Origin of the sequence: Candidatus Tisiphia endosymbiont of Nedyus quadrimaculatus (assembly GCF_964059235.1) — a bacterium.
GTDB lineage: Bacteria > Pseudomonadota > Alphaproteobacteria > Rickettsiales > Rickettsiaceae > Tisiphia.
This window is the reverse complement of record NZ_OZ060452.1, coordinates 841,985-868,132: the sequence shown is the minus strand read 5'-3', so window position 1 is coordinate 868,132 and position 26,148 is coordinate 841,985. Positions and strand designations below refer to the sequence as shown.

Genomic DNA, 26,148 nt, shown 5'->3' with positions numbered 1-26,148 from the left:
AAGCTTTTGGCTATTTTTTTAGATCCCAGCTTTCGCTGGGATTAATGGCAAGTAGGGGTGACATCACCCACAATAAGGATGATTACTTGAGCCTAGTACTAACTTGCTAAGTATAATATATACTATAAATTTCTAACACTAAGTGTTTTAAGAAAAAATTATTTAATAAGTCAATATTGGCTTATCAATATTTCAAGTTTTTGCGGATATACCAAGCATATCCCAAATTTTGTCAATCTTTTCAACAACTTCACTAGTCATTTCTATTTTCTTACCCCAAACTCTATTAGTTTCTGGGGCTATTTTATTAGTTGCATCTATTCCCATTTTACTACCAAGGCTAGACACAGGTGAGGCAAAATCAAGATAATCTATTGGTGAATTATCGATAAAAGTAGTATCCCTAGAAGGATCTACCCTAGTCGATATTGCCCAAACCACTTCTTTCCAGTCACGAATATCTATATCATCATCTACCACAATAATAAATTTTGTATACATGAATTGTCTTAAAAATGACCAAATCCCCATCATTATTCTTTTTGCATGACCTGCATAAGCTTTGCGAATAGATACCACAGCAACTCTGTAAGAACAGCCTTCAGGTGGCAACCAAAAATCAACGATCTCTGGAAATTGCTGTTGAATTATCGGAATAAACATTGCATTTAATGCTTCACCAAGTATAGATGGCTCATCTGGGGCTTTACCAGTATAAGTACTTAAATATATGGGTTGCTTTTTCATGGTAATAGTCTTAACATTAAACACTGGAAAATATTCAACATCATTATAGTAACCTGTATGATCGCCAAATGGTCCTTCTGGTAGATACTCCTCAAAACTTACATGCCCTTCAATAACAATTTCACTATGAGCTGGCACTTTCATATCTATACTGACACAATTTACTAGTTCAATTGACTTACCTCTTAATAATCCAGCAAAATTATACTCAGACATATTATCGGGTAGCGGCATAACAGCAGCCATAGTTACAGCAGGACTTGCCCCAATAACCACTGCAGCAGGGAAAGGTTCAATCTTTGCTGATTGCCAACGCTTATGTTGCTGAGCTCCACCTCGCATTTTAAGCCAGCGCATAATAAGTTTGTTACGCTCTACTACCTGCATTCGGTATATACCAAGGTTAAAATTATCTATTTTTTCTAAGCTAGGTCCTTTTGTAACAACTATTGACCAAGTAAGTAGTGGCGAAATATCAAGAGGCCAGCAGGTTTGTATCGGCAATATATTAACATCAGGATCATTAATTATCACTTCTTGACAAGGAGCTTTTGACAAAATCTTGGGCGACATAGCCAATATTCTTTTGGCGAGTGGCCACATAGCAAAGGTTTCTTTAAAGGAAGAAGGTAGTTCTGGGGCTTTAAGAAAAGCTAGCAATTCACCAAATTTCTTCAACTCTTCTGTATTCTTTAAACCAAGTCCCAAGGCGATCCGCCGCGTGCTGGCATATAAATTAGTTAAAACTGGCATATCAGACTTAGTCCCATCATCTCTAATAACATTTTCAAACAAAAGAGCAGGACCATCTTTTATTAAAACTCTTCTACTGATTTCTGTTATTTCAAGGTTAGATGATACAGGATAAGATATACGATTTAGGAGACCATTTTGCTCTAAAATTTTTAGAAATTGTGGTAAATCTTGAAAACTCATATAATTTTACGAAAATATAAATACAGGCTTAAAATAATAGCGATAATAATGTTAGCATAACAAGCAAAGATAAAATTTAAATCTTTAGAAGCAAGATTTTGTAATACAAAGTGTAAATATGTAATAATTATTGCAGAAAGTGCCGTAATTAAAATCTGCCTTAGACTAGATTTTTTATTATAAGCCTGTCTTAAAAAAACCGACAATGTTAGAAAAACAAGTACAAAATTATACATTGGCCAAATCAACCTTTGATGTCCCTCAGCAACTAATTTAATCTTCCTCTGCTTCGATAGATTATTGTTGGGTTTTAATAATTCATGAATATAATATTCATTGATTTCTCGACTATACTCTTCCTTTTCCAATCTTTTAGCATCATTACTGACTAATTCTACTGTTAGAACATCAAATGATAAATTAGTTAAATTACCATTATAGTCATATACCTGCCTAACTCCATCTTTTAACTGAAAAAATGAAGAGTTGTTGTGTATTTTAAATATCCCATATCTAGAAAATAAAATTGCATGATTATCATGTTTACGATTATCAAAAAGGATTAAATCTTTCATTGTACCATCAGCCAATCTTTTATCAAAATAAACCGTGATATCTTTAGAAATTGTATTAAATGTCTTCTCATTTAGTAGAGTGGATGCATAATTATTTTTCATGAAATTAAGATCTGATTTAAGCTTTGCATAAGATAATGGCAATAAACTAGTCGAAATATAATAAGCAAATAACGTAACTGCCAAGGCTACAATCAATGCTGGACTAGCTAGTTGTATATTACTTAATCCCAAATTTTGCAGAATAATTATCTGACGCCTCTCACTTAAAGCATTATAAGTATAAATAATAGTGATAATAGTTGCAAAAGGTAACAAAATAAATAACAAAGATGGAATAACTAAAATAATTAAATTTAAGAAATCCTGAGCTTTTATTCCTTTATCAATTAAGTGTAAAAACTTTAATATCTGAGTAATCCATACAAGGCTAGTGATCGAGAAAATAATTATCACCAAGGATGGTACAATATTTCTTATTATATAACGTTTATATATTAACATTCTGTAATCAATCTATTGTCTTTCAAATATAACTATTTGGCTATTTTAACCTAAGTTTGATGTAATAAATTAATAGTATAATCATCCCCATTAGGGGTGATGTCACCCTAGGCTATTAAACCGATGTCTTACATCAATATTTGAGGTTATTTTATACTATTTATTATTTACAGCTATTAATTAATATTTTCTGATAAAGATATACTTAAAATTATCTCTTATAACTAATTTTCAAAATCAAAGTCTTTCCCTTGTTCAATATATTGTCTTATTCTTGACATTAATTCTTGGAAATACACCAAATTATGCCACGTCATAAGTACCGCCCCTAGAATCTCTTTTACCTTTACCAAATGATGTAAGTAAGCTTTATTATAATTTTTACATGCTGGGCATGGACAATCATATTCTAGAGGTTCATGATCGCTACTATACTTACTATTGCGAATATTTACTATACCATATTTGGTAAAAGCTTGACCATTCCGGCCTGAACGGGTTGGAATAACGCAATCAAACATATCTATTCCTCTTGCAACCGCACCAATAATATCAGCTGGTTTACCAACCCCCATAAGATATCTTGGCTTATATTTAGGTAACAAATCCGGAGCATAGTCTAACACATTGAACATTAGTTCTTGCCCCTCACCTACTGCTAAACCTCCGATAGCATACCCTTCAAAATCTAATTCTACCAAATTCTGTGCTGACTGAACACGTAACTCCTGATATATACTCCCCTGTACAATACCAAATTGACCATAACCTTCTCTTTGAACGAAGGCTTTTCTTGACCTCTCTCCCCATCTAGATGTCAATTCCATAGATGATTTTGCTTGCTCAAATGTTGCAGGATATGGAGTACATTCATCAAACGCCATAGTAATAGTGCTATCAAGAAGATATTGTATCTCAGTTGCACGTTCTGGAGTTAACATATGCTTACTACCATCAATATGAGAGTTAAAAATTACACCCTCTTCGGTAATTTTACGTAATTTCGATAGGGACATGACCTGAAAACCACCTGAGTCAGTAAGTACAGGCTTTGACCAGTTCATGAATTTACGCAAGCCCCCAAGCTTGGCAATTCTTTCAGCAGTTGGTTGCAGCATTAAGTGATAAGTATTACCAAGTACTATATCAGCTCCGGTAGACTCCACCGCTTCGGGTAACATGGCTTTTACCGTACCTTTCGTACCGACTGGCATAAAAGCTGGGGTACGTATCTGACCGTGCCTAGTAGTGATAACACCAGTTCTTGCTTTTTTATGTTGAAACTTTAAGTCAAATGAAAATTTTTGCACTATTAATTTACCTTTTCAATACACATAGCTATCCCCATCCCCCCACCTATACAAAGTGTTGCTAGCCCTTTTTTCGCGTTAATTTTTTGCATTTGATGAATTAATGTTACTAAGATTCTTGCCCCACTTGCTCCTATTGGATGACCAAGAGCAATAGCCACAACTGTCGAAAGTTCGAAGGTAGAGCGGGTTTTAGAGAGATTTCGTGAATAAAAAAGTATAATATCTTTAATAAATTCCTTATCAATGAGCAAGGTAAATTATATTAGTCGGTGTATCTTTTAACTAATACTTGATTATATCTACTTTTTTACTTATGAAAATCCTCTAAAACCCGCTCTACCTTCGAACTTTCGACAGTTGTGGAGCAATAGCCCCTCCGTTCATATTAACTTTATTAATATCCCAATTCATATGTTGATTTACATAAATAGCTTGAGCGGCAAAAGCTTCATTAGCTTCTATTATGTCTAGATCTTCTACTTTCCAACCAGCTTTATCCAAAGCCTTCTTCGATGCTGGTACTGGACCTGTTCCCATAATATTTGGATCTACCCCTACTTCAGCATATGATACAATTCTAACAAGAGGTTTTAGATTATATCTCTTTAATGATTCTTCAGATACTACCATTAAACAAGCTGCTCCATCATTAATAGAAGAAGCATTACCAGCTGTTACAGTACCTTCTTTGTCAAAAGCTGGACGTAGTTTAGCTAGAACTTCTAATTTAATATCAGCTCTAATTCCCTCATCTTGATCAAACAACAATGTAACTTTTTGCATCTTAACCTCTACTGGTAAGATCTCGTCTTTAAAACGGCCTTCTGCTTGTGCTTCACGTGCTTTTTGGTGTGATCTTAGTGCAAAATCATCTTGCATTTCTCTAGTAATATTAAATCTTTTAGATATATTCTCGGCGGTAATTCCCATTAAATTATTAGAAAATACATCGGTCAAACCGTCATACTGCATCAAATCTACCATTTGTGTGCTACCTAACTTCTGGCCAGCACGAATATACGATCCATGTAAACCCAAAGACATATTTTCTTGCCCGCCAGCTATCACAATCTCATTATCACCTGCAATAATGCTACTTGCCGCTAAACATACCGTTTTTAACCCAGATCCACATACTTTATTAACTGTGAAGCCTGTAACTTCTTTAGGTAATCCAGCTTGGATTAGAGCTTGCCTAGCAGGATTTTGTCCTACGCCACCAGTGATTACCTGCCCCATTATTACTTCATTAATAATGGCTGGATCTAGTTTACTATCTTTTAAAATTGATTCTATAATGATAGCTGCAAGTTTGGTTGCTGGGATTGATCCTAGGCGTCCTAGCAGAGATCCTACTGCTGTTCTTTTTGCATGAGTTATATAAACTGCCTTTTTACTCATCGAATATACTCCACATTCTATGATTTTAATAAGTTGGTAGACGATAGTATAACTTCAAGAAGAGCTAGGCATTACCACCAAGTCGAGGGACTAGGCGTACATACTAGTACGTAAGTACCGTTAGAATCTTGGATAATGACGACGCAATTTTTAAAGTTCTACCTAATTATACTCCTTAAATAAGATATCTAAATTGCTATTAATCAAATAGCTAATATGACCACCTGCTACTTCAAAGATCATAGATTCTCTAAATAATTTGTGTAAGGATAAAATGGATGATTTTGGTACTATTTTGTCGTTACTTGCAATTATTTGATATACTGGTTTATTGATTAATGTCGGATCAATGGTGATATTATTAACTTTCCATTGAAGTTTTGCAAGCATATTATTGCCTACTACATCATCCATAATTTGTATATATGTATTTCTAGACAAAGCAGTTCCAGACATCAACCAATTTTCTACTCTAAAAGATAAATCTCTTATTTTTGGTACAGTTATGGTAAAAAATTTATCAAGTTTTATACTGAAATAATTTGGCATTAATAGAAAAAAAAGAATCTGAATATGTAGTTTAGGGATCATTGGCAAATTTCGTACATAATAATCTAGACCAAGATATTGGTATATATTCCTTGCTGTAGCAAAATGGGAGAAATCCCAAGGTGTTGAAAGTAATGTTAATGTTCTTATCATGTTTGGTACTATTATAGTGGCTGCCATTCCTATAATACCACCAATGCAGTGTCCCACTAAGTCTATTTGATAATTTTTTTGTCTTAAATTGCTAATAATTTCAACTACCCTCTTTACGTAGTCTTCTAACAAATAATCAGCTTCATCAACTTCAAACCAATCAACTAGAAACACCTCACCACAATGTCTTAAATTATCAACAAAGCTTTTTGATTTAGCTAAGAAGAGAATTTCCGGGGAGTTAAAGATCGAAGGAATAACTAAAAATGTTCTTTTATTACTAATAATGCAATCTTGCGATGCCAATGTTTTATAATATAAAATCTGATAATATTTTGTTTTAGTTATTTTTTTACCCAAGGAACAATACTTATTACCCAATAGATATTTGGATGAATAATCACTATATTGATCAAAATATTTTTGATATTTGTCATTGTCCAACATATTTTTTTATACACTAATAATTACTAGGACCAATTTAAATATCTTGACATAGGGAGGCTAATAATATATAAGTTCCTAACTTTCTTTGGTTTTCATAATAGCCTTAAGCCATTATAGAAAAACTCTTGAACATGTCCTCAAGTTTTTTTTTTGTCTTAGGGAATCCTTATTATGACTAGTATACAGTCAAACTTATTTAAAAGCAAATGCAGAACTATATTTTGGCCTATCCATAATCATGAACTTGGGAAATTCATACCTATGTGCGGTCTGATGTTTTGCGTCCTATTCAATCAAAACATATTAAGAATTTTAAAAGATAGTATTTTAATTTCAGAGATTAGTGCTGAAGTAGTAAGTTTTACTAAAGTTTATTGTGTAACACCTGCAGCAGCTTTATTCGTTATAATCTATGCTAAGATGCTTAATCATTTTAGTTTTGAAAAGATTTTTTGCTATTTAATCACTTTTTTTGTTGGATTCTTCATTCTTTTTGCTTTCATTATTTATCCAAATGTCGATATTTTCCATATTAGTCCAAATTCGCTAGAACAAATTATGGGGACTTATCCTCATCTTAAATGGTATATAGCTTTAATTGGTAATTGGAGTTATGTGATTTTCTATACATTATCTGAACTTTGGCCAAATATCTTTTATGTTTTACTTTTTTGGCAGTTTGCTAATGAACTTACTACAACAGAAGAAGCAAAAAGGTTTTACACGCTTTTTTCATTATTTGGCAATTCTTCTTTAATATTTGTAGGCTTTTTGATGATGAACTTATCATCTGAGAACACTATTGCTAAATATTTCTTAACCGTATCGGACAACAAAACTACACTTATAAAAATATCAACAAGTCTCGTGGTAGTTTCTGCTGTTATATCATGTTTACTTGTAAAATTTATTACCAAAAATGTTTTTACAAATCCAACATTTTATGCAAATGCTAAAGGTGGTAGATCCACTAAAGAAGGAATGGGTTTAATTGAAAGTTTTAAATATATAACAAGATCAAAATATTTATGGTTAATGCTAATTTGCTCTGCTGCCTTTGGTTTATCAATGAATTTAGTAGAAGCAGTATGGAAAGCAAAGATTAAGGAATTATACCCCACTGTTAATACTTATGCCGAATTCAATAGTCTTTACATTCTTTGGACTGGAGTTGCTATTATGGTAATGACTATAATAGGCAATAATATAATGCGTAGTCATGGCTGGTTTGTTGCTGCAGTAATTCCACCAATTGTCATGATGATTACTGGTATATTGTTTTTTATCTTAATCGTATTTGACCACCAAGTATTATCCATATTTGATAGTGCTATTCTCATGACACCATTAGCTCTTGCGGTGTCAATTGGTGCTTTACAAAACATTCTAGTGAAAGGTACTAAATATTCAATTTGGGATACCTCAAGAGAAATGTTATATATTCCTCTTGACCAAGAGTTAAAAACGAAAGGTAAGGCAGCTGTCGACGTCATTAGCTCGAAGGTTGGTAAATCTTCGAGCGGTCTAATACAGTCAATTATTTTCACATTAATACCAACAGCTACTTTTAGCTCTATATCACCATTTTTAATGGTGGTATTTACCATTGTTTGTATTGTATGGATTCACTCGGTAAGAAAAATATACTTTGAGTATAAGAAAATTGCCTAGCTTACTCACTATGCACTACTATTCGCTTATCCCTGCCCCTTCGAATGTCACCCCTGCGTAAACAGGGGTCTAAAAAAATAGCATAATATAAACTTTTCAAGAAGCATAACATTATTTGATCTCTTTCCAAATAATAAAAACATAATGTATTGACATAGTATGTACTATTTATTACTATATTAAATAAAATATATGAAACTATGAGCTACAAATTAGATAAATATGAGCAGGATATAGAGATTAATTTTGAAAAACAACCTAGTATTAAAAATCAAAATGATCTTAAACTATTGCAAAATGCAGCTAAAACACACCTAAAGAGAAAGTATCCTATTACTATAAGAGTAGCGGAGCAGGATATTGAAGCTATAAAAATTAAGGCTTCAAAACTTGGGTTAGCATATCAAACATATATTAATATGTTAATTCATAAAGAAGCCACAAAATTGTAGTTGTTAGGTAATTTAAGTTGATTAAATTTAGATATAATTATGAAAAGAATTCAAAATTGTTGCTTGAAAGAGGAATAGGTTTTGAAGAAATAATTCAAGCTATAGCAGATGGGAAGCTATTAGATATAACTAAACATCATAATCAGGAACAATATCCTGATCAGCAAATTCTATATGTACGGATACTAACTGAAATATATGCTGTACCTTATATAAAAGAAGATGATAAAACTATTTTCCTAAAAACACTATTTCCAAGTAGAAAAGCAAGAAAGAAATTTTTAGGTTAAGGGTTATAGATAAAATTATATTCAGACAAAATTAGGTTCTTATAACATGTTTTTTAAGATATAAGCACCTAAATCTAATTATTAGACATATTTTTATAATAAATATTATAAAAATAGCAATGATTTTATTTGAATTTTTATTATAAAAATAACGAGCGTTTTTACAGGGTAATTTAACACAAAAAAAATAATTGAAATTAATCACTTTTCTAGTTAGTGGGAGAGAATTTTGGAATATAATATTTAAAGACTTAAAGAATTACTTTATTAATTAGTGGGTTTTTTATATACTTCCATTATTCAGATTATTACGCTTACAAAAAGAATATATAAAATTAGCCTTTCAAAAATAGGAATTTATGCTCAATAACATTAACTTTATAAGTAAAGAATTATCAAATAATCAAGCAACTGTAGTTTTTATTAACGAACAACTGAAATTAGACAGTGAGTTATTGCTACTTGACCAACAACATCATGGTTTAATTTCTAAAACTATTCAGAATAAATTAGTATTTGCTGGAAAATTTGGACAAATTAAAATTGTTAATTCTATCGGTAAGGATGGAGAAATAAGATATTTAATTATAGTTGGCATTGGTGATGAAACAAAACTAAAGACCTCTTGTATTGAGGAGATCGGGGGAAAAATTTTATCCAGTAGTACTTGCTGTAAAATTAGAACTATTGGTATAAAAATCTCTCATAATATTGGACAATATGAGCCTGCTGTTGTGGCGATGCTGATAGCTAGCGGCTGTTTGCTTGCTTCCTATACATTTGATAAATACAAAACTAAACAAAGCGAAATAGAAAAATTCGTCGTAGAATCTCTTGAAATTTCTACAAACAACAACTCTAAAGCAGAAGAATTATTTAATGAGAAGAGATTATTAGCCAAAGCGGTATTTTTTGCTAGAGATATAATGAATGAACCAGCCAATATCAAAACTCCTTTATCTTATTCGGAAAAGATATTAGAGCATCTTGAACCATTAGGAGTCGAAATTACCATTATCGGTGAAAGAGAAATGAAAAACCTTGGTATGGGAGCTTTGCTTGGCGTTGGACAAGGTTCACAGAATGAATCTAAACTGGTAGTAATGCAGTATAATGGTTTGGATGATGATACTCCTCCCGTAGCTTTTGTTGGTAAAGGAGTTACTTTTGATAGTGGTGGTATTTCACTTAAACCAGCAGCAAATATGGGAGACATGAAATATGATATGGGCGGCTCAGCAGCAGTAGTTGGAGCAATCATGGCTTTGGCTAGCCGCATAGCAAAAGTTAATGTTGTTGGCGTAGTCGGTCTTGTAGAAAACATGCCTTCAGGTAATGCTCAAAGACCAGGAGATGTGGTAACCACTATGTCCAAACAAACAGTAGTGGTGGATAATACTGATGCAGAAGGCAGGTTAGTCTTGGCTGATGCAATTTGGTATACTCAAGAAAAGTTCAAACCTCAATGTGTAATCGATCTTGCTACCCTTACCGGAGCTATTGTTATAGCTCTTGGCAAAACTTATGCTGGTTGTTTTGCCAATAATGATGAGCTAGCTGATAAACTAATAAATGTTGGTAATAAAGTTAATGAGAAATTATGGCGAATGCCTCTACATAAAGATTTTGATGAAATGATTAAATCTGATATTGCCGATCTTGTAAACATCAGTACTCCGCCTAGAACAGCTAGCAGCTGTACAGCAGCTCAATTCATAGGAAATTTTATAAAGGAAGGTGTAGCTTGGGCTCATCTTGATATTGCTGGTGTTGCCTATAATAAAACAGGTAATCCTCTTGGCCCTAAAGGAGCAGTAGGTTACGGCGTAAGGCTTCTTAACCAATTTATCCAAGACAGTTATGAAAAATAATCAACCAAATCGCATATTTGTAGTTGGTAATGAAAAAGGTGGAGCGGGTAAAACTACCTGCTCCATGCATCTTATTACTGCCTTACTTTATAATGGTCATACGGTAGCTAGTATTGATACTGATTCACGTCAGGGTTCTTTAACAAATTATTTAAAGAATAGGGATGACTATAATCTAAAAAACCCGGGTAAAACGGTTGTCATTCCTCAGCATGTTCATTTAACTGAAAGTCAAGAACAAGTCATTGACCTTAAAGAAGAGGACGAGAGAACTAGGTTTGAACAAATATTTGAACAGGCAAAAAAAGCAGATTATGTAGTAATCGATACACCAGGAAGCTACTCTTTCTTATCAAGGCTAGCTCACTCTTATGCTGATACTATAATTACGCCAATTAATGACAGTTTCCTTGATTTTGATGTACTAGGTAAAGTTAATGCTAACAATTTGTCAATTATTACCCCGTCAATCTATAGCCAAATGGTTTGGGAACAAAAAATGCAGAAGGCTAACCGTAATGGCGAAACAATTAATTGGATTGTAATGCGTAATAGATTAAGCAACTTGGATGCAGTAAACAAAAGGAATGTTGCTACTTCTCTTGAACAATTAGCAAAAAGAATTAGCTTTAAAATTGCCCCAGGCTTTAGTGAAAGAGTAATTTTTCGGGAATTATTTTTACAAGGATTAACATTACTCGACTTAACAACAGCTAATCATGGCAAAACACTTAGTATATCTCACGTAGCTGCTCGACAAGAATTACGAAATTTCTTAAACTTTCTTGAAATTATTTGAGAGTATAATCAATATAACCCAAGAGGATAATATGGCAACAATACCATTAATATCACAATTTGTCGGTTGGAAATATTTGGCAAAGAAGTCACTTGGAGCTAATGATGGTGGAAAATTAGGAGGAATATACAGAAGTTCCGATGACCTTCTATCCATGATTAAAAGCGAAGGGGATTCTCGAAAAAATATATCAGAGTTTTTGGGTTCGCAAATTTTTCAAGCAACAAATCCAAATCATGGAGCTAAAGTTTCTTTCATTGTACCTGATCATCTTACCGAGAAAGTACATCAGGAAGGAGGACTTCAAAGTGATGGCTCTGAAGTATATGTACGGTCTGAATTTTTTAAGAATTATAGTGGTGACATGTATGTAGATATGGATAAACACATGTCTACAAAAACTAAACCAAGTGGTTGGCTTCGAAAAGATGGGGGAAGACCGATTTTCATGGGGACAAGAGAGTTATTATCTAATACTTTAAGCAAAGCTTTTGAAGAACTTCATTATAGTTCTTTTGATAAAATAGCCCCAACTAGCTTATTAATAGGTGACTTTGATATTCATACAGGTAACATAGGAGTTATAAGAGATCCAGAAGATTCTACCATTCCTCCCAAACTAGTTCGTATAGATTTTGCTGGAAGTCTTGACCAATTAGAGGATAACATACATCCATATTCTTGGTCTAGACATCTACCATTACTAGGCCCAACTAACCATTTTAGGGAATTCCCAAGTAAATTAAGGCATAATGATTCATTTGTAAAAGGTTTACTTGATACTGCACAAGTCGATTTAAATAAGACTATCGATGACAGTTTTGCAGAATTATCAAAATATTATAGTGACAAGCTTCTAGCAAATTGGGCAAAAATGGCAATGAGTCAGAAATTTAAGAATATACCCCTAGAAAACATAAAAATTACCGATATTAAAGATGCCTTTAAGGAAACTATGCAAAAGAGGCAACAATCATTAAAAGAGTATGGGTTGCAAATTAAATTGGGTCTTTTAGTAACAAAAGGAAAAATTAACACACTAAAATTAAGAGAATTAATCCAAGAACATCCCGATTATTTTAACAATATAATCAATCAAAGCAAAAAATTAAAATTAAGAAAAGAAACTAAAACAGAGTATATTTTAGGCTATAAAGCCCGAGAAGTAGCATTAATTAAAGAAATATCAAAAATATTACAAGAAGAAAAACAGCTACTGACCAAGAAAATAAGCGATCTCGAACCACCTATGCAAATATCTAGAAAAGCACTAGACGTTATGCATACTAGCGAAACAACAACTACTAATGTTCAATCTTCAACTTCAAAAGTAGATTCTATAACATTAGCCTTTAGACAAGAAATTATTGCCAAACAACAAGCAATATTACAAAACGTCCTTGCTGAAGCAAATATTAAGACGGATAAAGGAGTTGCAGTTGCAGGTCTTGCTACTAATTCTCAGGAGTTTAAAGAGTTTGTAAAAAATAACAACGGATTAATACAAAAGGCTTGGGCTGCTCCCAGTGTAAAAGCAAATATAGCACAAGCCATGAATGATGAAGTACAAAGTTATGCTAAGGTCCTTCAGGCTAATCATTTTAAACCTTTAACTTGGAACGAACGAGAAACAGTAACAAACACAACCTCTACTAGGTCAAGGGTTATTAAAGTCAAAGATGAAGAATTATTTAAATTAATAGAAACTAATATAAAGACCTCTACGAAAGTAATGTTAGAAGATGGCGTAACCGAGAGAGAGATTAGTAATTATCGAAATATTAATCTACCATTAACAATCAAGCCATCTAGTACAGCTGTCCATCTTTCATTCCCGGTGCAAAACGAGAAAGGTGAAAATATTGCAAGCTCGAAGGCACTTTATTTTACTACTCACTATAACGAGCAAGGAAAGTTAGTGGAAATAACCAACCCATTATCACTAAAGTTTGCTGGGGATGATAAAGATGCTATAGGATACATACAAAGAGGGAATAATATCTACACTATCCCTGTAACCAAATGTCAATATGAAGCAATGGTACAAGAAGTAGCAAAAAATAAAGAATGTAATATCAATATGTCACAAGCTATTGCAAGCGACTCTATAGGTGAATTAACGCAGATTCAGAGTAGCTTAAAACGTCATGTGAACAACACCCCACCTGAAACAAAAACAGTAGTATCAAAAACACAAAAGACATTATCCCGACAGCAACAGCGTGATAGAACTCATGGTTACATTTAATACTTCATTTTTGCTTTTAGTAGTGAGCTGATTTTTAGTAGCAGAAGTAGAGAAGGAATTGTGATTATAATAATAAATGTAAAAAAGCTTTTCCATCCGAATTGTACGACAATATATCCTGAAAGAGCTGGAAAAATCGATCTTGAAAATCCCATCATAGAAGAGAAAAATGAATATTGAGTGGCACGAAATTTGCCTGTGCATATTGAAGCTATAAAAGCAATGTAAGCTGTCATAGCCATCCCACAAGTTATACCTTCACAGGCTGCGGTAATAAAGAATAATGGTAAATTCTTGCCATAAATTTCTTGCAGAATAAATAAGGTATGTACTATTGCATGAATTACTCCAAATATCAGCAAGCTATCTAAGATATTCTTTTTTTTCATCACTAAGCTGGCTATTAGTCCGCCAATTATTGTAGATATTATGCCAAAAAATTTCCCTGCACTGGCTATTTCAAATTCGTTATAACCAAGATGTATTAAGAAGGGGTTCATCATCATAGTAATAAAATCATCTGGTAATCTATATAAAATAAGGAAAACTATTATTAAAAAGACTAAGGAAAAAGACCCTACAGGTCTTAAGATATTTTGTACAAAGTTTGAAATATTTATTTTATGATCTGGATAAGTTTTTGAGGATAAGCCGTGTTCTAACCGCAAGATACTTACAACCAGAATAGCAGAACAAACAAGTACAGAAATGGCAAAAATTTTATATATATTATTCCATCCTAAATAGCTTGATAGATAAATAGCCCCGGAACTTGAAATTAGCATACCAATGCGGTAGCCAAAAATATAAATTCCAGACGCTGCTCCTTGAGATTCTTTTGCAATAATTTCGGTTCTGAAAGCCCCTAGGATACTATCTTTAGCTGAACTTAAAAATGATATTATCAAGCCTACTAGTGCAAACAATATTAGACTGTGGTGAGGATTCATGGTACTTAAAAGAAAGATAGCAAATGCCAACAAAATCTGGATCAAACAAATCCAAGATAATCTATGACCAAGCAGTTTACTTAATCGACCTAAATGTATAGTGTCAAAAATAGGAGCCCATAAAAAGTTAATAGAATAGGGCATTACGATAACAGCAAATATACCAATATATTGTAAGTCAATATTTTCCTTGGCCAGCCAGTAGTTTAAAGTATTACCTGTAATCATTAAGGTAAACCCGCTAGTTAGTCCAAATAACCAAATAACGAATAATTTTGAAGGAGTTAACATAAAGTTAATATTGGAAAAAAGTTAGAATATAGTAATAATTTTTTTTATACAAGCTAGATTTCTCTACATCTATGCTAGGGCAGTTTAAAAGTCGGACTGCAAAGCTAATAGATAAAGGAAAAAGTGCTTAATATGCACTCGATGTCATTCCCGCGTAGGCGGGGATGACATAAACTACCATGAATTGTATCAGGGTAATTTAAAAGTCACAGTCATTAGTTGTTATAGATATAAGTTTAACCACTACCGATGTCATCCCTGCGAAGGCAGGGATCTATATTACTTAATAGTCTTTCAGGCTTATTTTTTTAGATTCCCGCCGTTGCTAAGAATGATGGTATGGACGAGTAAGTAAAAGAAACTTTACTTACTACCGTGATCACGAATATAATTCGGTCACATAATTATACTATTTAATAATTAAAAAGGAGTCCATACCATGAAAGATATTAACATACTAGGCATTGATTTAGCAAAAACAATTTTTCATATTGTTGCATTAAATAAAGATGGTGAAAAAATATTAGCTAAAAAATTACACAGAGAAGAATTTGAAGACTACATTTTAACAAACATTCCCAAGAATAGTTTATTGGTAATGGAAGCATGTGGCAGTTGTCATTATTGGAGCAATAAGTTTATGGAATCAGGTTTTACAGTAAAATTACTTAAACCATGTGATGTAAAAGCTTTTGCAAAAACTCGGCAAAAAAATGATACAAATGATGCTTTGGCAATAGCAAGAGCAGGAAAAGATCCGGAGTTAAAATCGGTTCGTATAAAAAATATATCACAACAAGAGATTAGTTGGTTACATAAACGTCGGCAACATATTATTAGACAAAGAGTACAATATAGTAATGGTTTAATGAGTGATTTACTTGAATTTGGTTATTACATAAAAATGAGTAAATCTAAATTTGCCCGTGAGGCATTAAATATAGTAGAAGATGCCAAAAATGCTGGTGTGATTTCAGAGAGAATGTATAAGGAAATGAAGGTAATAGCTGAAGAAATTGCTACGTTATTAATACAAGAATCAGCAATAGATAAACAGCTAATAGCAATAAATAAAGAATCTGAAACAGCTACTTTATTAAAAACAATACCAGGTATTGGAGAAATTAATGCTAATATACTAAGCATAGCAGCTTATGAAAATTATGATGATTGTCGAAGTTTTGCTGCAAGTTTGGGATTAGTGCCTAAGCAAAATAGCACAGGTGGTAAAACAAGTCTTGGATCTATCACTAAGAAAGGAGATAGATATGTTAGAACTATGCTGATACAAGGAGCAAGGTCTATTGCAATCAGAGCAAAAATACAAAAGGACCCCACTGATCATTTAGTGCTATGGGCAAAAAAATTGTTGGGAAGGATGAGCTTTAATAAGGCTGCTGTGGCAATAGCAAACAAATTAGCTAGAATAGCGTATGTATGTGTTACAAGAAAATGTGCATATGCTTGATAGTTGGTGGTGTATATAGATTTATCTGTATTTTATCTATATAAAAGAAGAAGTAAGTAAATAGGATTTAAGAGGTACGATATAAGCGAAAGTGATTGGAGATAATAAATGGGCATTCCAAAAACAAGTCCGAGATTTTATGTCAAGGCTCTAGAAGCCGTAAGAATGAGTGGATAACTCCAAGGATTGCGTGGAATGCGAAAACTATTATGGCACTAGATGCCGAATATATGACAGCTTATTTTTTTATTACTCCCGCATCATTTTTCTTATTGACTTACTTACTCGTCCATATATGACATCGAGTGCATATTAAGCACTTTTTCCTTTATCTATTAGGCTTACAACCCGACTTTTAAATTACCCTGGAATTGTATGCCTTAGAAAGAACTTGATTATCGAGTTTTAGGTTGACTGAATTGATAAAAAATATTATTATTACTTTTTTAAACTTAAGCTAGTGAAAGTTTGAAGGTTGATTTATCACTTTTTAGGTTTTTGCAAGTAATACCAAGGATAGTTTTATATGAAAGTTGTAAGCTCGTTAAAATCTTTAAAGAAAAGAGATAAAGATTGTCAGGTTGTAAAAAGAAAAGGTAAAATCCTTGTAATAAACAAGAAAATCAAAAGATTTAAAGCTAAGCAAGGCTAAACTGTATATTTACAGGGAGATTTGCACAGCCAAATAGTTAATGTGCATAGTAAGTATTAACTACGAACGATGATATTAACGTCCAATATGTTGAGTTTCTTTCTTTTTATCTTCTATTCTTTCTACAAATTTGGAAGTTGCAGTAGGAGTTTTCTCTTGTGTTTTTTCCTTAACTTCTTTAGCATTAAGTGTAATAGGTTTGCTGTCTACATGTTCTGAAAGACCATATTGTCCAACATTCTTGCCGGTTAATACATAAGTCACGTAATCTATCATATGTTTTACAAAATTGCTAAGCCCCCCTATAGAATGAGCTTCTAGTTGAAACCATGTTTTCCCGTCTTTCGTTTTTCCAACTAGAAATTCCCTAAATATTTCTCCAGCTTGCACTGATGCATCTGACTCAGCTTTGTTACCTCTATGATGTGAAGAGATTCGTTCTTTAACTAATCCCAAATCTTTTAAGGTGTCGTACATACTTCCATTGTCCTCAACCATTATATGAGCACCTTTTAGAAAATCACTCGTATGCTGAAATACAACTTTTTCCATTATATCTATTATTACACCAGCTTTTTCAAGACTACCCTTTGGATCAGTAGAATTTTTGGGTGTTTTGAGTATATTCTGTACAAGAGCTTTTTTGCTATCTAATGGGTTTATGGGGAGTAGGTTAACACGGTTAACCAAAAGATTTTTTAAATCTTCAACATTTAATTCTGAATATTCCGTAAATTTTTTAAATATTTCTTTAATAGTCATAAACATTCCATGTAAAAATATTAAATTGCACTATTTAATAATATTTGGTTTTGTAGCTTGAATAGATCAGAGGCGGCAGACCTCGCCAATTTTAGCATATCATAAAATTGCTCTTCGGAAAAGGGGTTTTTTTCTGCTGTGCTTTGAATCTCTATTATATTTCCATTGCCTGAGAAAACAAAATTGGCATCTACTTCCGCATTGCTATCCTCTAAATAATCAAGATCAACTATGGACTGTCCTTTATATATACCGCATGAAATAGCGGCTACTTGGCTAATTAAAGGATTAGTTTTAAGTATTTTTCTAGCAATTAATGATCTAATCGCTAAATGAAGTGCAATATAGCTACCAGTAATTGCCGCTGTTCTAGTTCCACCATCGGCATTAATTACATCACAATCAATGATAATTTGTTTTTCTCCTAAGGCTTTTAGATCAATTGCGGCACGCATCGATCTACCAATTAATCTTTGAATTTCTTGCGTCCTACCTGACTGCTTTCCTTGCGTCGATTCACGCTTTATACGCTGGTGGGTTGAACGTGGTAACATACCATATTCGGCAGTTATCCAGCCCTGATTTTGCCCGCGTAAAAATGGCGGGACACTTGTTTCATAGGTTGCACTACATATTACATGGGTATTACCGAACTTAACAAGACACGAACCATCAGCGTTAAGCAGAACTGAAGGTTCAATTGAAATATTGCGTAATTGATTATTCTTTCTATTAAAATCTCTCATTGGATTATTACTTAATTAAAATTGACTTGAAAATACAAAGATTTACACTATATGTTAAGAAAATAGATTTTTGCAAGAAAAAAGGCTGTAAATATGGAAAAACAACAGGAAAAGAATAATGATAACCAAGAAATTAAGGTTGATAATGATGCACAGCTACTAAATGAAATAGAGGAAGATCCTGCAGATACCCTGATTTTGCAAGATAGTTTGCAAGAGATTACTAGCTTGAAAAGTCAAATTGAAATTTTACAGGATAAACTGCTAAGGACAATAGCCGAATCTGACAATACTAGGAAACGTTTAGAAAAATTAATTGAAGATGCAAAAGACTATGCAATTTTCTCTTTTGCTAAAGATCTGCTCAGTGTTAATGATAATCTTTCTAGAGCTTTGGAGCATAAGCCACAAAATACGGAAGGTGATCTAGCTAGTATTATTACCGGGGTAGAAATGACTAAAAGTGAGTTGACTAGCATACTAAAAAAGCACGGTTTAGAATCAATAGAACCATTATTAGGGGAAAAGTTTGATTACAATATACATCACGCGATTTCACAAGTAGTATCAGATGAATATGATCAAGATAGTGTTATAGGTATTATGCAATCAGGCTACAAGATAAAAGATAGGCTAGTTAGACCTGCTATAGTGCAAGTATCGAAAAAAATATAGCTAACCTAAAGAAGGTTTTAGCTATATGCTAATCTCTCGCCTTCGATGTTATCCCAGCGTAAGCTGGGATCTAATAATGTTTAATAGTCTTTTAGGCTATTTTTTGGATTCCCGCCTACGCGGGAATGACAGCTCTAGGTAGTAACTACAACTGTAGTATTAGCGTAGTTAATAATGGGAAATGGTATTAGACCCCTGCTTTCGCAGGGGTTGTAAGATCGAAAGCATAGGGATGACCATAGTACCCTACATTTTTTATATAACCACTATTAAAATGGCTGCTGATCATCTATTAGCGAGGAGTCGCTGAAAGCGGCGACGCGGCAATCCAGGATACGCGAAGCGTACTAGAAAAAACAGCTTCGCTATTTACCTGGATCGCCACGGCCTCTAAAGATGCCTCGCGATGACGATTATAGAAAAATGTAGGGTACTATGAGGGATGACATACTACCGATCTACACAGAAATAACACACTTTGGGATAATTTATAAAAGAAGAGGAATCATCTTGGATAAAATTATTTTTTGGGTCATTGTTATTGGGACTGTTATAGTAACTTTGACTTTGATCTCTGATATATTGATGCCATTTTTTATAGCTGGGGTAATATCATATATATTACATCCTATAATTGATAATCTCTCATTACGATATAAACTATCTAGAACTATAATAGTTTCGGTAATTTCTTTGCTGTTTTTTAGTATTTTTGCTATAGTGGTTGTGGTAGTGTTGCCTATCATATATCAACAAACAACTCTACTTATTAGTAAGATTCCTGCCTATAAAGATTACTTACAAACCGAATTAGCACCGGTTATTACGGCAAAAGTTTATTCAATAGATCCAAATATTGCCGATAAGATAAAAGATTCTATTAGTAATTTTGTTAATGGCATATTTTTGCTTATCACAGGCCTTGCTAATAATATTTGGCATGTGACGAAGGTAACAGTCAATTTATTTGTGTTAATTTTATTAATACCGCTTATATTGTTTTATTTTTTACGGGATTGGCTAACAATGGCAAAGAATATAGACCTCTTGCTACCTTTAAAAGCTAAAAAGAGAATTCAAGAAATATTATCAGCAATTAATTATTCCTTATCTGCTTATATAAGAGGGCAACTAAATGTTTGTTTATTATTATCAGTTTATTATGGGGTCTCTTTATCGATTCTTGGCGTAGATCTAGGGGTATTATTAGGGATTTTATCTGGTTTCTCAATAATTATACCATTCGTTGGAGTTTTTATATCCTTTTCTCTTACCATGATTGTTAGTTATTTTGCTTTTGGTATGGTCAATAAATTATTTTATATAATAATTATCTATTTGATTGGTCTAATAGTTGAGGGGTATATTTTATCACCGAAAATCATAGGTGATAAGATAGGATTACATCCTCTTTGGATAATATTTGCGGTTCTAGCACTGGGTAACCTATTTGGCTTTATTGGTATATTTTTTGCTGTGCCAATTGCTAGTATAATAAAAGTTTTGTTTTTAGCCGCTATCGATTTTTATAAATCCAGCAAGTTTTATAAAAATTAACCACTCTCAATGTCATTCCCGCGTAGGCTTCAAAGGGGAATCAGAGGTGACGTCACCCCTAATGGGGATGGGTAAGAAAGCGAGAGTATTAAATCGATGTCTTATACCATTTCCCATTATTAACTACGCTATTTAGCACTACAGTTGTAGTACTAATGTCAAAACGATGTCATCCCAGCGAAAGCTGGGATCTAATAATGTTTAATAGTCTTTTAGGCTATTTTTTTAGATTCCCGCCGTTGCTAAGAATGACAACTCCGGGTAGTAACTACAACTGTAGTATTAGCGTAGTTAATAATGGGAAATGGTATTATATCTAATTGAGGTTAATTATGCCAAACTCCCAACAATATATATTACCATTATTTAGTAATGATCTATATGTTCTAGATAATTTTATTAATTCACTTTCTAATCAAGTCGCGTACAATTCAATCAAAAACTGGTCTGTATCTTGGGGAAGTAAACCGTATGAGTTTACACTTTTGATTTATGGCCCACCATCCTCTGGTAAGACCTATCTTAGTAAAATATGGCAAAATTTGTCGAATGCATTTTTTATAAAAAAAGATTTAGATATACTTAGTGCAGAAGATATCATGCAGTATAATGCTTTTATTATGGAAGATATAGAATTTTGGGATGAAAGGAAAGTTCTCCATTGTTTTAATTTAATAAGTGAGTGTCGTAAATATTTGTTGATGACTACAGGAAGTTTAGCTAGTAATTTTGCGTTACAGGATTTATCCTCTAGAATTAATTCTGTTGTAAGATTAGAAATAAACCAGCCTGATGATGAATTAATGACCAAGTTAATCTTTAAGTATTTTTCTGATCAATCGCTTAAAGTATCTGACTGTGTAATTGAATATTTATTAATTAATTTGCCGAGGCAATTTGATCAAATGATAAAATTATTAGGGGTAATAACGCATTTTGCATTAGTTCATAAGCGAGCTGTTACTGTTCCTCTTATAAAACAAGTTCTTAAATAGTATCGCCTTGGTGTGGGCTTAATATATATAATTTTGATTATGTGGTAAAAATGTTATAAAAACAGTTGATTTCTTTTATATAAGCTATTAACGTATAATTTCAATAATTAGTTTTAGGAAAAATCAATGTCTATAGATGTTCTTGTTGTTGATGATGAAGCAGATATTAGAGATTTAGTCTCAGATATTTTAAAAGAGGAAGGATTTACTACCAAAACTGCTGCTAATAGTATTCAAACTTTTAAAATACTCCAGGAAAGAACCCCCTCGGCAATTATTCTAGATATTTGGCTTCAGGGTAGTGAACTTGATGGGCTTGGGATTTTGGAAATAGTAAAAAAACGCTATCCACTAATGCCTGTGATAGTTATTAGTGGACATGGTACTATTGAAACTGCAGTAAATGCTATCAAAATGGGTGCATATGACTATCTAGAAAAGCCATTTAGTCACGATAAGTTAGTGATTTTATTAAAAAGAGCCTGTGAAGCAGCTAAGTTAAAGCGTGAAAATCTTGATTTAAAATCAAAGGTTATTGATAAAACTGAGCTTATAGGTAACTCTCACATTACAGCTAAGCTTAAGTCTGATATTGAAAAAGCTGCTTTAGCTACTAGTAGAGTATTGATTCAAGGTAAAATTGGTAGTGGTAAAGAACTAGCTGCTCGGTTAATTCATAAAAAATCAAAAAGGGCTAATGCTCCTTTCGTAATCTTTAGTCCAATATGCATGGATCCTGACCGGGTTCATCAAGAATTATTTGAAGGAATAGAGAACCAAGGCATTATACGCCCTTCAATATTAGAAATAGTAAATAATGGTACTTTATACATAGATGAAATTAGTGGTTTGCCAGTTTCGGTACAAGTAAAATTGCTTAAATTTGTGCAAGATCAAATGTTTCATAAGGTAGGGGGAAGCAAAGCAATAAAATTAGATATAAGGATTATTGCTGCAACTTCTAAGGTTATACAAGAAGAAATAAGTAAAGGTGAGCTATTGGAAGATTTATATCATCGCCTAAATGTTATTTCCCTAAAAATACCATCTTTATATGATAGAAAAGATGACATGTCTGTATTAGTGAAATATTTTGTTAGGCAGCTTGCTAAATTTTCTGGTTTAAAAGCACGTGAATTTTCTGATGAAACGATTGCAGCTCTGCAAGTTTATAGTTGGCCCAGTAATATAAGGCAATTACGCAATGTGATAGAGTGGACTTTAATTATGAATCCACTATCTTCAAATAATAATGAAGTAATAAAACCATCTATGATACCACCAGAAATTCTAGTTAATAATGCTAGTTCTGCAAAGCAGGAAGATAATGTTGATATGATGACCATGCCACTTCGAGAGGCAAGAGAGGTTTTTGAAAGGCAATATTTAGCTGCTCAAATGTATAGGTTTAATAATAATATTTCTAAGACCTCATCCTTTGTAGGTATGGAACGTTCGGCTTTACATCGTAAATTAAAATTGCTCCATTTACATATTCCTAATAATAAATTTAACGAGGAGGAAATTTATGACAGTTACGAATAAGAAAACTCTAGCAAATTTTATAGCTAATAAGCATGCTGTAATTGTTATTAAAGTGATGATGGGGGTAATAGCTCTCTTTGCTGGAAGTCAACTCAGTATTCCTATCAAGCCAGTACCAATATCTATGCAAACTGTGGTGGTTAGTATTATCGCTTTTACTTATAGCCCGCAACTGAGTTTTGCTACAGTTTTAACTTATCTTACAGCTGGAATAGTAGGGCTGCCAATGTTTGCAGATTTATCTAGTGGTTTACATTGTTTTTTTGGTACAACATGTGGTTATCTTATAGGAATGTTACTAGCAGCTCCTGTTATGGGTATACTTAATAGTAGGCTAACTGAAAAATTTACTAAGAGATTTTTAGTAGTGTTTTTTAGTTGTCTTATTGGTCACATTATAATTTTCTTTTTGGGAGTTAGCTGGTTGGCAACAATTATAGGAATTAAACAAGCTATTTATAGTGGGTTTATAATATTTATACCAACTGGTTTAGTAAAAATTTTAATATTTTCTTCTTTATATCATTATATAACAGGTGTAAACAGAAAGAATGCTCTGTAAACAACCTCAGTGTCACCCCTGCGAAAGCAGGGGTCTAAAAAAATACCCTAAGAGACTATTCAGTATTATAGGTCTCTGCCTTCGCAGGGATGACACTGAAGGAAGCGATAATGGGCAGGTTGTATTATTGGAGTATTTCAAACTAAAATTCTTTATTCTAATTTTTCTTTCATTCCTTACCGGATGTTCGGATTCTCCGAGAGATGCAGATGGTTTGTTATCTAATAGTCAAAGTCTTGTTATTAGGAATTATATAATAGAACAAAATAAAAATAAGGTACGAGTAAATATTAAAAGTAAATTTGGTTCAAATTTAAGGGGATTAAAATTATTAGGTGTTAAACTGATAGATGAAGATCTTTCTAGTGTTGATTTAAGTTTCTGTGAAATATCACGTGTGGATTTCTCAGGAGCAAATTTTGAGAATGCAATTCTAACAAAATCTGTAATTCAAGAAAGTGATCTCTCTAATACTAAATTAAAAAATATATCAGCTTATGGCTCAGATTTTCAAGCATCTATATTTGAAAATGCCCATTTGGAAAATAATAATTTTATTCAATCAAATTTTGAGGACACTGATTTTATCAAAGCTAATTTAGAAAATGTTAATTTTGAAAATGCCAATCTTATTAAAGTTGTATTTGATGATAGTATTATAAGTAAATCTAATTTTCAGAAAAGCAATTTAGGAAAAAGTAGTTTTAAAAAGGCAGTTATATCAAACTCTATTTTTTATGGTACAGATTTGCGGCAAATATTAGCTAATTACGCTAGTATCACTGATTGTTATTGTGAATCTGTAGATCTAACAGGGGTGGATTTTACTGGAGCGATTATTAATAATTCAGATTTTACTCATGGTATTATTAATCAGGCTCAATTAAAAAATATAAAGCTTACTAACTCGTTATTCTCTTTTTCTTCTTTTCAGTCTGCGAATTTTACCAATGCAATTATTGAAAGTTGTAATTTTGAAAATACCAATTTTAATAATGCACAATTGCAGCAAGTGCAAATTCAAAAGAGTATTATAGATAATACTCACTTTAATAACACTAGCATAAAGGACTTATCAATAAAGAATTGCAGTAGCATTTTGCTTAAGTTAAATAAAATTAATATTGTTAATAGCGATATTGAGAATAGTAATCTTACTGGTATATTACTGAATAATAGCTATGTCAAACAAGCAACTGTTATTAATTCTGATTTGACTAATAGTGAGTTAATAAACTCTAATTTCTCTAGTACTCAATTTAATAAGGTAAATTTTACTAAAGTGCTTATGCAGAATACTGTTTTAAATAGTACCAAATTTGTTGATAGTCATCTTTATCAAATGGCTATCATAAATTCAGATTTGTCAGAAGTGACCTTTGATAATTCATCAATTATAAATTCTCAACTAAATAATGTGAGATATAAAGATGGTAATTTTGTTAATTCAGATTTTAATAGAAATATTGTATTAAATAGTCAGGACTTTGATAAGCTTAAGTCAGCAAATATTATATATTCTGTAAAAGATTTAGAACAGGTAAAAGACTTATCAAATATGAATTTACAAGGTTTAAATTTACTAGATCTTGTATTTAATCAAACTATTTTTTCAGGTTCGGTTCTTAAAAGGGTAGATTTATCTAATTCTAAGCTTCAGAGTTGTATATTACAAAATACTGACTTATCCATGGCAAATCTAAATAACACAGATTTTAGTAAATCATCGCTTATCGGTAGCAAATTAGAATCTGCCAAACTTTATAATACAAATTTTAATGATACTGATTTAACAAATGTTAATTTCATTAGAGCTTTTGTTAGTAAAATATCTTTAGTTAATGCAAAGCTGGATGGAACTAAAGGCCTTGATGGTCAGGGCAGTAAAAATATAGAATAATATAACCTGAATTATCTTGACGAAGAAATACGTATTTTATAGTGTCTATAAAATTAAGTCTTAACTTTTACAAATTAATTAAATATTCT

The 26,148-nt window shown here is 32.4% G+C and carries 22 protein-coding genes and 1 pseudogene; 14 read left to right on the top strand and 9 right to left on the bottom strand.

The features are described 5' to 3' along the window. Positions 1-192: 192 nt before the first annotated feature. The 6 genes and pseudogenes from AB3211_RS04120 to AB3211_RS04095 form a co-directional block, all read right to left on the bottom strand. On the bottom strand, positions 193-1,683 hold the full coding sequence (locus tag AB3211_RS04120; RefSeq protein ID WP_367363677.1) for a UbiD family decarboxylase: 1,491 nt from the start codon (positions 1,681-1,683) through the stop codon (positions 193-195). Further along, entirely contained in the window at positions 1,680-2,762 is a 1,083-nt protein-coding gene (locus tag AB3211_RS04115) for an LptF/LptG family permease (RefSeq protein ID WP_367363676.1), read from the bottom strand. The genes AB3211_RS04120 and AB3211_RS04115 overlap by 4 nt, the downstream gene beginning before the upstream one ends. Positions 2,763-2,986: 224 nt before the next feature. Continuing rightward, on the bottom strand, positions 2,987-4,072 hold the full coding sequence (gene tgt / locus AB3211_RS04110) for a tRNA guanosine(34) transglycosylase Tgt (protein WP_367363675.1): 1,086 nt from the start codon (positions 4,070-4,072) through the stop codon (positions 2,987-2,989). 2 nt (positions 4,073-4,074) lie between these two features. Beyond that, complete coding sequence (locus tag AB3211_RS07885; protein WP_410521588.1) at positions 4,075-4,326, bottom strand: hypothetical protein; 252 nt, start codon at positions 4,324-4,326, stop codon at positions 4,075-4,077. A 112-nt stretch (positions 4,327-4,438) separates the two neighbouring features. After that, a pseudogene (locus AB3211_RS04100) lies at positions 4,439-5,476 on the bottom strand (acetyl-CoA C-acyltransferase); the annotation flags it as partial. Positions 5,477-5,638: 162 nt separating this feature from the next. After that, positions 5,639-6,625 carry a hypothetical protein gene (locus AB3211_RS04095; RefSeq protein ID WP_367363674.1) on the bottom strand — a complete coding sequence of 329 codons (987 nt, stop codon included), beginning with the start codon at positions 6,623-6,625 and terminating at the stop codon, positions 5,639-5,641. Between the two features lie 171 nt (positions 6,626-6,796). On the opposite strand from AB3211_RS04095, the gene AB3211_RS04090 reads away from it, so the two are divergent. From AB3211_RS04090 to AB3211_RS04065, 6 genes are all read left to right on the top strand, one after another. Next, entirely contained in the window at positions 6,797-8,296 is a 1,500-nt protein-coding gene (locus tag AB3211_RS04090) for an Npt1/Npt2 family nucleotide transporter (RefSeq protein WP_410521587.1), read from the top strand. Between the two features lie 200 nt (positions 8,297-8,496). After that, positions 8,497-8,748: a CopG family antitoxin gene (locus tag AB3211_RS04085; protein WP_367363673.1), complete on the top strand. Its 252-nt coding sequence runs from the start codon at positions 8,497-8,499 to the stop codon at positions 8,746-8,748. A 17-nt stretch (positions 8,749-8,765) separates the two neighbouring features. Continuing rightward, positions 8,766-9,038 carry a hypothetical protein gene (locus AB3211_RS04080; RefSeq protein ID WP_367363672.1) on the top strand — a complete coding sequence of 91 codons (273 nt, stop codon included), beginning with the start codon at positions 8,766-8,768 and terminating at the stop codon, positions 9,036-9,038. Between the two features lie 359 nt (positions 9,039-9,397). Further along, entirely contained in the window at positions 9,398-10,909 is a 1,512-nt protein-coding gene (locus tag AB3211_RS04075) for a leucyl aminopeptidase (protein WP_367363671.1), read from the top strand. Continuing rightward, positions 10,899-11,708, top strand: coding sequence for a division plane positioning ATPase MipZ (locus AB3211_RS04070; RefSeq protein ID WP_367363670.1), 810 nt, complete (start codon positions 10,899-10,901; stop codon positions 11,706-11,708). The genes AB3211_RS04075 and AB3211_RS04070 overlap by 11 nt, the downstream gene beginning before the upstream one ends. Positions 11,709-11,739: 31 nt before the next feature. Further along, positions 11,740-13,956 carry a Sca4 family protein gene (locus tag AB3211_RS04065; protein ID WP_367363669.1) on the top strand — a complete coding sequence of 739 codons (2,217 nt, stop codon included), beginning with the start codon at positions 11,740-11,742 and terminating at the stop codon, positions 13,954-13,956. On the opposite strand, the gene AB3211_RS04060 is transcribed toward AB3211_RS04065, so the two are convergent. Beyond that, positions 13,953-15,197 (bottom strand): AmpG family muropeptide MFS transporter, encoded by a 1,245-nt coding sequence (locus tag AB3211_RS04060; protein WP_367363668.1) that lies wholly within the window; start codon positions 15,195-15,197, stop codon positions 13,953-13,955. The two genes, AB3211_RS04065 and AB3211_RS04060, sit on opposite strands and share 4 nt — an antisense overlap. 439 nt (positions 15,198-15,636) lie before the next feature. Here AB3211_RS04060 and AB3211_RS04055 point away from each other — a divergent pair, with 439 nt between their 5' ends. Both AB3211_RS04055 and ykgO read left to right on the top strand, forming a co-directional pair. Continuing rightward, a complete protein-coding gene (locus AB3211_RS04055; protein ID WP_367363657.1) occupies positions 15,637-16,665 on the top strand; it encodes an IS110 family transposase in 1,029 nt (342 codons plus the stop codon). A 526-nt stretch (positions 16,666-17,191) separates the two neighbouring features. Further along, positions 17,192-17,317 carry a type B 50S ribosomal protein L36 gene (ykgO, locus tag AB3211_RS04050; protein WP_094648811.1) on the top strand — a complete coding sequence of 42 codons (126 nt, stop codon included), beginning with the start codon at positions 17,192-17,194 and terminating at the stop codon, positions 17,315-17,317. A 75-nt stretch (positions 17,318-17,392) separates the two neighbouring features. Here ykgO and AB3211_RS04045 read toward each other — a convergent pair whose 3' ends face one another. Then, a complete protein-coding gene (locus AB3211_RS04045) occupies positions 17,393-18,079 on the bottom strand; it encodes a hypothetical protein (protein WP_367363667.1) in 687 nt (228 codons plus the stop codon). A 20-nt stretch (positions 18,080-18,099) separates the two neighbouring features. Then, a complete protein-coding gene (gene rph / locus AB3211_RS04040; RefSeq protein WP_367363666.1) occupies positions 18,100-18,825 on the bottom strand; it encodes a ribonuclease PH in 726 nt (241 codons plus the stop codon). 93 nt (positions 18,826-18,918) lie between these two features. Between rph and grpE the strand changes: the two genes are divergently transcribed. The 6 genes from grpE (at position 18,919) to AB3211_RS04010 (ending at position 26,059) form a co-directional block, all read left to right on the top strand. Further along, the gene (gene grpE / locus AB3211_RS04035; RefSeq protein ID WP_341754047.1) at positions 18,919-19,500 is read left to right on the top strand and encodes a nucleotide exchange factor GrpE; all 582 of its coding nucleotides are present in this window, start codon (positions 18,919-18,921) and stop codon (positions 19,498-19,500) included. Between the two features lie 435 nt (positions 19,501-19,935). Continuing rightward, a complete protein-coding gene (locus tag AB3211_RS04030) occupies positions 19,936-21,057 on the top strand; it encodes an AI-2E family transporter (protein WP_410521586.1) in 1,122 nt (373 codons plus the stop codon). Positions 21,058-21,389: 332 nt separating this feature from the next. After that, positions 21,390-22,052, top strand: coding sequence for an HdaA/DnaA family protein (locus AB3211_RS04025; RefSeq protein WP_341757631.1), 663 nt, complete (start codon positions 21,390-21,392; stop codon positions 22,050-22,052). A gap of 126 nt (positions 22,053-22,178) precedes the next feature. Further along, a complete protein-coding gene (locus AB3211_RS04020; RefSeq protein WP_367363665.1) occupies positions 22,179-23,597 on the top strand; it encodes a sigma-54-dependent transcriptional regulator in 1,419 nt (472 codons plus the stop codon). Next, positions 23,581-24,159, top strand: a complete 579-nt coding sequence (locus AB3211_RS04015; protein WP_367363664.1) for a biotin transporter BioY — start codon at positions 23,581-23,583, stop codon at positions 24,157-24,159. The genes AB3211_RS04020 and AB3211_RS04015 overlap by 17 nt, the downstream gene beginning before the upstream one ends. Further along, positions 24,149-26,059, top strand: coding sequence for a pentapeptide repeat-containing protein (locus tag AB3211_RS04010; protein WP_367363663.1), 1,911 nt, complete (start codon positions 24,149-24,151; stop codon positions 26,057-26,059). Before AB3211_RS04015 ends, AB3211_RS04010 begins: the two co-directional genes overlap by 11 nt. The last annotated feature ends 89 nt before the right edge of the window (positions 26,060-26,148 follow it).

Excerpts from the sequence above, each read along its gene's own strand:
- AB3211_RS04055 (WP_367363657.1), top strand. The coding sequence starts at position 15,637 with ATGAAAGATATTAACATACTAGGCATTGATTTAGCAAAAACAATTTTT.
- AB3211_RS04025 (WP_341757631.1), top strand. The coding sequence starts at position 21,390 with ATGCCAAACTCCCAACAATATATATTACCATTATTTAGTAATGATCTA.
- AB3211_RS04030 (WP_410521586.1), top strand. The coding sequence starts at position 19,936 with ATGAGGGATGACATACTACCGATCTACACAGAAATAACACACTTTGGG.
- AB3211_RS04070 (WP_367363670.1), top strand. The coding sequence starts at position 10,899 with ATGAAAAATAATCAACCAAATCGCATATTTGTAGTTGGTAATGAAAAA.
- grpE (WP_341754047.1), top strand. The coding sequence starts at position 18,919 with ATGGAAAAACAACAGGAAAAGAATAATGATAACCAAGAAATTAAGGTT.
- AB3211_RS04020 (WP_367363665.1), top strand. The coding sequence starts at position 22,179 with ATGTCTATAGATGTTCTTGTTGTTGATGATGAAGCAGATATTAGAGAT.
- AB3211_RS04015 (WP_367363664.1), top strand. The coding sequence starts at position 23,581 with ATGACAGTTACGAATAAGAAAACTCTAGCAAATTTTATAGCTAATAAG.
- AB3211_RS04090 (WP_410521587.1), top strand. The coding sequence starts at position 6,797 with ATGACTAGTATACAGTCAAACTTATTTAAAAGCAAATGCAGAACTATA.
- AB3211_RS04010 (WP_367363663.1), top strand. The coding sequence starts at position 24,149 with ATGCTCTGTAAACAACCTCAGTGTCACCCCTGCGAAAGCAGGGGTCTA.
- AB3211_RS04115 (WP_367363676.1), bottom strand. The coding sequence starts at position 2,762 with ATGTTAATATATAAACGTTATATAATAAGAAATATTGTACCATCCTTG.
- AB3211_RS04045 (WP_367363667.1), bottom strand. The coding sequence starts at position 18,079 with ATGACTATTAAAGAAATATTTAAAAAATTTACGGAATATTCAGAATTA.
- AB3211_RS04065 (WP_367363669.1), top strand. The coding sequence starts at position 11,740 with ATGGCAACAATACCATTAATATCACAATTTGTCGGTTGGAAATATTTG.
- AB3211_RS04095 (WP_367363674.1), bottom strand. The coding sequence starts at position 6,625 with ATGTTGGACAATGACAAATATCAAAAATATTTTGATCAATATAGTGAT.
- ykgO (WP_094648811.1), top strand. The coding sequence starts at position 17,192 with ATGAAAGTTGTAAGCTCGTTAAAATCTTTAAAGAAAAGAGATAAAGAT.
- AB3211_RS04085 (WP_367363673.1), top strand. The coding sequence starts at position 8,497 with ATGAGCTACAAATTAGATAAATATGAGCAGGATATAGAGATTAATTTT.
- rph (WP_367363666.1), bottom strand. The coding sequence starts at position 18,825 with ATGAGAGATTTTAATAGAAAGAATAATCAATTACGCAATATTTCAATT.
- AB3211_RS04120 (WP_367363677.1), bottom strand. The coding sequence starts at position 1,683 with ATGAGTTTTCAAGATTTACCACAATTTCTAAAAATTTTAGAGCAAAAT.
- AB3211_RS04075 (WP_367363671.1), top strand. The coding sequence starts at position 9,398 with ATGCTCAATAACATTAACTTTATAAGTAAAGAATTATCAAATAATCAA.
- AB3211_RS04060 (WP_367363668.1), bottom strand. The coding sequence starts at position 15,197 with ATGTTAACTCCTTCAAAATTATTCGTTATTTGGTTATTTGGACTAACT.